Genomic DNA, 6,087 nt, shown 5'->3' with positions numbered 1-6,087 from the left:
ACCCAGCGCTACGCCGTACTCGCCCACACCGAACCACGCCCCAACGGCTCGCTTCCACGCTACGCACCGGCCGAACCCAAGACCCGCTGGTTCCCCATCGAACCGATCCAGGACGCCGTGACAAGCGCCCTCGGACCAAATGCCGCACCACGCACGCTCTCCTACGACGAACGACTGTTCGCCTACCTGCCCTGGCCCGGCTACATCGCGGTCGACCGCACCGCCGCCTCCAGCACCACCCACTGGGACGACCGGCACACCGCACTGACCACGCTCGCCGCCACCCCCGACCCGGACACCTTCGCGACCGCAGCCGCCCACACCCCCTACGGCCCCATCGACCTGTTCATCCTGCACACCGAGCCAGGCACATGGACATGGAACGACATCCACTTCCGCCCCACCCAATTCACATCCGCGCACTTCACCGTGCGCACACTCCCGAACAACACCGTGATCGCCATCCGCCGTTGACTTCTGGCGGGTGCCCGCTCAGCGGCGCCGGGCGGTGTTGAGGCGGGCGGCTTGCCGGGTGAGATAGTCGCGTTCGGCGAGGTTGGGAGCCTTGCGCGCCGCTTCGGCGTAGAGCCGCGCGGCCGTGGCCAGGTCGCCGTCGCGCTCATGGAGGTAGGCGGCCACGGCGGCATAGCGGGGCAGCGTGTCGTCCAGTTCCGCGAGGGCCGCCAGCCCGGCGCGCGGCCCGTCGGCCTCCCCGACGGCGACGGCCCGGTTGAGGCGGACGATCGGGCTGCCGGTCAGCTTCTCGAGCTCGTCGTACCACTCGACGATCTGCACCCAGTCGGTCTCCTCGGCGGTGGGCGCGTCGGCGTGCAGCGCCGCGATCGCGGCCTGGGCCTGGAACTCGCCGAGCCGGTCGCGGGCGAGGGCGGCCTGCAGGATCTGGACGCCCTCGGCGATCGCGGCGGTGTCCCAGCGGCTGCGGTCCTGGTCGGCGAGCGGGACCAGGCCGCCGTCCGGCGCGGTGCGGGCGGCGCGCCGGGCGTGGTGGAGCAGCATCAGCGCGAGCAGCCCGGCCACCTCCGGGTGGTCGATCGCGGCCGCGAGCTGCCGGGTGAGCCGGACGGCCTCGGCGGCCAGGTCGACGTCCCCGGAGTACCCCTCGTTGAAGACCAGGTACAGGACGCGCAGCACGGTGGCGACGTCGCCGGGCCGGTCGAGCCGCACCCCGGACACGGTGCGCTTGGCGCGGCTGATGCGCTGCGCCATCGTCGCCTCCGGCACGAGGTACGCCTGCGCGATCTGGCGGGTGGTCAGCCCGCCCACGGCGCGCAGCGTCAGCGCCACCGCCGACGACGGCGTCAGCGACGGGTGCGCGCAGAGGAAGTACAGCTGCAGCGTGTCGTCCGCCGAGGGCGCGGGGCCGGGCGGCGGCTCCTCCTCCACCTGGTCCTCGCGGCGGCGGCGGGAGGCGTCGGCGCGGGCGGCGTCGAGGAACCGGCGCCAGGCCCGCGCGATCAGCCAGCCCTTGGGGTCGCGGGGCGGGTCGTCCGGCCAGACGCGGACGGCCTCGACCAGCGCGTCCTGCACCGCGTCCTCGGCCGCCGCGAAGTCGGCTCCGCGGCGGACGAGGATCGCGAGGACGGTCGGGGTGAGGCTCCGCAGGAGGGCCTCGTCCATCAATGGCACTCGTCGGTGGTGCTGGGGGCCGCGCTCAGGAACGGCCGCAGCTCCAGCCATTCGTGGATCGGCTTGCCGCCGGCGCCGGGCGCGGCCGACAGCTCCCCGGCCAGCTCGACGGCGCGCTCGTGGCTGTCGACGTCGATCACCATCCAGCCGGCGATGAGGTCCTTGGTCTCGGCGAACGGGCCGTCGGTGACCGGCGGGCGGCCCTCGCCGTCGTAGCGGACCCAGCTGCCCTCGGGGGCGAGCGCCTGCCCGTCGACGAACTCGCCGGTCTCCTCCAGCCGGGCCGCGAAGTCGTTCATGTACTGGATGTGCGCCGAGACCTCCTCCGGCGTCCACTGGTCCATCGGCACGTCGTTCACCGCTGCCGGCGCGCCGCGGTAGTGCTTGAGCAGCAGGTACTTGGCCATCGTCGTTCTCCTCGATGCTGGTGCGACCCATTCTGGCCGCGTTCGCACCGGGGACGGAGCCGGCGACGGATTCTCGACATCCCGGCCAGAACATTTTTGGACTTTCGTGGACGGGCCTGGATCAGGGGCGGGGAGTGGGGGCGGTGGCGAGGACCGCGGCGACCGTGGCGCAGGCGGTCAGCAGGAGGAAAAGGTTCGGGTAGCCGCCGAGGGCGGTGGCGAGTGCGGCGCCCGCCCAGGGAGCCAGCGCGGTCGCGGTGGTGATGGGCGCGGCGAGGATGCCGGAGAGGGAGCCGTAGGCGGCGGTGCCCCAGCGGTCGGTGACGGCGGTGGCCTGCAGGAGGGTGGTGATGCCGCGCGGGGCGCCGGCGAGGACGGCGATCACGGTGAGCAGCGCGACGGGTCCGGGCAGGACGGCCAGGCCCGCCGTGGTGACCGCGCCGAGGGACAGGATCCAGACCGTCCGGGCCCGGACGGTGGTGCGGCGGGCGAGGGAGCCGTAGCCGAGCCGTCCGGCGACCTGGCCGACCCCGCCGAGGCCGAGCGCCCACGCGGCGGTCGTGGAGTCGGCGCCGCGCGAGGTCAGCAGCGGGATGAGGTTGGTCATGACCGCGTACATCGCGAAGGCCGCGAGGGTGAAGGCGAGGGTGAGGAGGATGAACGGGCGGCTACGGACGGTCGCGCTCACGCTGTGCGGATCGCCCCCGGCCGGTGGGCGTCCAGTGTGGGCGGGCGGCCAGGGCCGACGCAGGGCGAAGGCGTGCAGCGGGATGGTCACGACAGCCAGGACCGCCGCCAGGACGAGGTAGACGCCGCGCCAGTCCATCACGTTGGCCAGTGCGTCGGTGAGGGGCGCGAAGACGGTGCTGGCCAGCCCGGCGACGAGGGTGAGGGTGGTCAGCGCCGGGACGTGGCGGGGCGCGTAGTAGCGGGTGAGGGCGGCGAAGGCGGGCTGGTAGAGGACGGCGGTCATCGCGACGCCCGCGAGCAGCCAGCCGGCGGTGAACCAGGCGAGATCGGGCGCCGAGGCGATCAGGACGAGGCTGAGTGCGGCGACGGCCGAGCCGGTGGTCATGAGGACGCGGGGGCCGTGCCGGTCCAGCAGGCGTCCGGCGGGGATGCCGCCGAGCGCGGCCACGACCAGGGCGGCGGAGAACGCGGCCGTGGCGGTGGCGATCGACCAGCCGGTGTCGGCGGCGATGGCCGGTGCCAGCACTGGAAAGGCGTAGTAGAGGACGCCCCAGCTGGTGATCTCGGTGAGGCACAGGGCGATCAGGGGTACCGGTGACACGCGCGCCGCCCCGGTCCCGGCGGCGGGAGGCGCCGCGGGGAGCGGGGCGGGGAGGTCACGGCTCATCGAGTCAGACGTTGGCGTCCCCGGCCGCGTCGGCGGAGCGGCCGTGCAGGTGTCCCGTGGCGAAACCGACTCCGGCCGGGGCGCCGAACCCGATGGACACCGGCTCCGGAGCCGTCCCGCCGCCTCCTCCGCAACAGCCGCCGCCCGCCTCGGCCTCGCTCGCCGGGTCGGAGGAGCAGACGCCGGTCTCGGGCAGGTCGAGCTGGACGGTGTCGGCGGCCTCGCGGTCCCCCGCCAGCGCGGCGGCGATCGAGCGGACCTGCTCGTAGCCGGTCGCCATCAGGAAGGTGGGGGCGCGGCCGTAGCTCTTGGCCCCGGCGAGGTAGAACCCGGTCTCGGGGTGGGCGAGGTCGCGTTCGCCGTGCGGCGGAACCGTCCCGCAGGAGTGGAAGTTCGGGTCGATCAGCGGGGCCAGCTTCACCGGCGCCTCGGTGGCGGGGTCGAGATCGAGCCGAACCTCGCGGAGCATCGCCAGGTCGGGCCGGAATCCGGTCGCCGCCACGACCGTGTCGACCGTGAGCGTCCTGGCCCCGTCCGGGGTGGTTCCGTGCACCTGGATCTGGGTGCCTTCGGCGTCGAAACGGTTGATGCGGAACCCGCGGACCAGTTCGATGGCGCCCGCCTCGACGGCCTGCTTGAGCCGCGAGCCGAGCGCGCCGCGCGCGGGCAGGCCGTCGGCGTCGCCGCCGCCGTAGAGGCGGGCGACCGAGGCGCCGCGCACGGCCCACGTGATGCGGGTGGCGGGGTCTTCGGCGGCGAGTTCGGCGAGGGAGAGCAGGGTGTTGGCGGCGGAGTGCCCCATGCCGACGACGAGCGCGTGCCGGCCCGCGAAGCGGTCGCGGTCGCGGCCGAGGACGTCCGGCAGCGGGCCGGCCAGATGGGCGGCCGCATCGTCCTCGCCGGGGGCGGGCAGGCCGGAGTGACCGAGCGGGTTGGTGTTGCCCCACGTCCCGGAGGCGTCGATGACGGCGCGGGCCCGCAGGTCGGTGATCGTCCCGTCCCGGCCCTGGACGCGGACGAGCAGCGGGTGGTCGTCGCGGCCGACCGTTCGGGTGGTGTCCACGCCGTCGCGCGTCACGGCCAGGACGCGGCTGGACGTCCGGACGCGTCCGGCCAGCTCGGGCGTCCGGGCGAGCGGGACCAGGTAGTCGCGGACGAGTTCGCCGCCGGTGGGAAGGACGTCGGCGGGCGGCGCCGTCCAGCCGGTGGGCTCCAGAAGGCGGCGCGCGGCGGCGTCGGTGTCGTACCGCCAGGGCGAGAACAGCCGGACATGTCCCCATTCGGAGATCGCCGCGCCGACGGCGTCGCCGGCCTCCAGGACGAGGAAGTCGAGCCCGCGCTCGGCGAGGTGCGCGGCGGCCGCCAGCCCGACCGGCCCGGCCCCGATGACGACGACGGGGAGCGGCTCTCTGGTCTCGGACACAGTGGTTCCTCCAGACTCCAGTCTGCTGCTTCGATGGACATCGAAGCAAGAGCCAGGTTGCTCCTTCACTTCGATAGATGTCAAATTAGATGTATGTCTAAGTTCTTGCGCATCGACGACGACGTGACCGGTCAGCCGTGCTGCGCACCGCTGAGCGGACCGCTCCTGGGCGAGGTGGAGGCCGCCGAGCTGGCGAAGGTGTTCAAGGCCCTGGCCGATCCGGTGCGGCTCCGGCTGCTGAACATGATCGCCTCGGTGGAGGGCGGCGAGGCGTGCGTGTGCGACCTGAACGTGGCGTTCGAGTTGAGCGCGCCGACCATCTCCCACCATCTGAAGGTGCTGCGCCAGGCGGGACTGATCGAGGGTGAACGCCGCGGGACGTGGGTGTACTACAAGGTCGTCCCGGACGCGGTCGCTCGGCTGTCCGGCCTGTTCGCCATCCCCGTCTTCACCCGGGCCTGACCGGTCGGCTTTCGGCGTGGGTGAGGCGGATCTTGGACTGGCCGTGCGGGAGCCGCTCCCAGTCGTCCATGAAGCGGGCGGCGAAGCCGTGGCGTTCGGCGAGCCCGGTCAGCGTCTCGGTGCGGTAGTAGAAGTCCTCGCGGAGGACGTGGTGCTCGGTCCCTTCGGTCCGGTCGAAGGTGAAGTCGAAGAGGCCGTCGGGCGCGAGGACGCGGCCGACGTGGGCGAAGCACTCGTCGATGACCTGGATCGGCGAGTGGCTGAACACGCTGTGCGCGTGCACCACGGTGAAGTGCCGTGACGGCAGGAACCCCAGTTTCAGGTCGTCGACGAGCGCGAGGTGCGGAAGCTTGTCCTGCAGGCCGTGCCGGGTGAGGGTGGTCTGCGCGGCGAGCAGGATGTCGGGCGAGATGTCGATGCCGTAGTAGTTGCCCGCGTCCAGGTAGTCGATGAACCGCCAGCCGGCGCGCAGGTTGCCGCAGCCGATCTCCAGCATCCGGTCACCGGGCTTGAGCCCGTGCTTGAGCAGGTAGTCGAACTGCATCTGGCCGAGCTTCAGCCAGCGCTCGCGGGTCGGGCTGCCGACGGCGGCCTCGGGGCTCTTGGCGGCGTCCGCCCGCATCACGGCCCGGTAGTAGGCCACGTGGCCCCGGTTGGCGACGCGGAGTTTCAGGTCGCGGGCCAGCCTGGCGAGGTACGCCTGAACCTTGTCCGGGTTCTGGGCGGCATAGCGGAGTTTGTACGGCAGGCTCGCGCGGTTCCTCTGCACGCGTGGCGGCGGTTTCGTCATC

At 73.1% G+C, this 6,087-nt stretch carries 7 protein-coding genes; 2 read left to right on the top strand and 5 right to left on the bottom strand.

The features are described 5' to 3' along the window. Positions 1 to 474 (top strand): hypothetical protein (locus tag E1284_RS41160; protein ID WP_207923520.1); only part of this gene is annotated, 474 nt, incomplete at its 5' end. An 18-nt stretch (positions 475 to 492) separates the two neighbouring features. Here E1284_RS41160 and E1284_RS02780 read toward each other — a convergent pair. From E1284_RS02780 to E1284_RS02765, 4 genes are all read right to left on the bottom strand, one after another. Next, positions 493 to 1,638, bottom strand: a complete 1,146-nt coding sequence (locus E1284_RS02780) for an RNA polymerase sigma factor (RefSeq protein ID WP_131936678.1) — start codon at positions 1,636 to 1,638, stop codon at positions 493 to 495. Next, positions 1,638 to 2,054, bottom strand: a complete 417-nt coding sequence (locus E1284_RS02775; protein ID WP_131936676.1) for a YciI family protein — start codon at positions 2,052 to 2,054, stop codon at positions 1,638 to 1,640. Before E1284_RS02775 ends, E1284_RS02780 begins: the two co-directional genes overlap by 1 nt. A 121-nt stretch (positions 2,055 to 2,175) precedes the next feature. Next, a complete protein-coding gene (locus tag E1284_RS02770) occupies positions 2,176 to 3,411 on the bottom strand; it encodes an MFS transporter (RefSeq protein WP_131936674.1) in 1,236 nt (411 codons plus the stop codon). 4 nt (positions 3,412 to 3,415) lie between these two features. After that, positions 3,416 to 4,834 (bottom strand): FAD-dependent oxidoreductase, encoded by a 1,419-nt coding sequence (locus E1284_RS02765; protein WP_131936672.1) that lies wholly within the window; start codon positions 4,832 to 4,834, stop codon positions 3,416 to 3,418. Positions 4,835 to 4,927: 93 nt separating this feature from the next. On the opposite strand from E1284_RS02765, the gene E1284_RS02760 reads away from it, so the two are divergent. Continuing rightward, positions 4,928 to 5,296 carry an ArsR/SmtB family transcription factor gene (locus E1284_RS02760; RefSeq protein WP_131936670.1) on the top strand — a complete coding sequence of 123 codons (369 nt, stop codon included), beginning with the start codon at positions 4,928 to 4,930 and terminating at the stop codon, positions 5,294 to 5,296. On the opposite strand, the gene E1284_RS02755 is transcribed toward E1284_RS02760, so the two are convergent. Continuing rightward, the gene (locus tag E1284_RS02755) at positions 5,283 to 6,086 is read right to left on the bottom strand and encodes a class I SAM-dependent methyltransferase (RefSeq protein WP_131936668.1); all 804 of its coding nucleotides are present in this window, start codon (positions 6,084 to 6,086) and stop codon (positions 5,283 to 5,285) included. The genes E1284_RS02760 and E1284_RS02755 overlap by 14 nt on opposite strands. Between the last annotated feature and the right edge of the window lies 1 nt (position 6,087).

The organism is Actinomadura bangladeshensis (assembly GCF_004348335.1).
Lineage (GTDB): Bacteria > Actinomycetota > Actinomycetes > Streptosporangiales > Streptosporangiaceae > Spirillospora > Spirillospora bangladeshensis.
The sequence above is the reverse complement of the archived record's forward strand: the minus strand, read 5'-3'. Positions and strand labels throughout refer to the sequence as shown.

Bases quoted from the DNA above. Each gene is read 5' to 3' on its own strand.
- E1284_RS02780 (WP_131936678.1), bottom strand. From the start codon at position 1,638: ATGGACGAGGCCCTCCTGCGGAGCCTCACCCCGACCGTCCTCGCGATC.
- E1284_RS02775 (WP_131936676.1), bottom strand. From the start codon at position 2,054: ATGGCCAAGTACCTGCTGCTCAAGCACTACCGCGGCGCGCCGGCAGCG.
- E1284_RS02770 (WP_131936674.1), bottom strand. From the start codon at position 3,411: ATGAGCCGTGACCTCCCCGCCCCGCTCCCCGCGGCGCCTCCCGCCGCC.
- E1284_RS02760 (WP_131936670.1), top strand. From the start codon at position 4,928: ATGTCTAAGTTCTTGCGCATCGACGACGACGTGACCGGTCAGCCGTGC.
- E1284_RS02755 (WP_131936668.1), bottom strand. From the start codon at position 6,086: ATGACGAAACCGCCGCCACGCGTGCAGAGGAACCGCGCGAGCCTGCCG.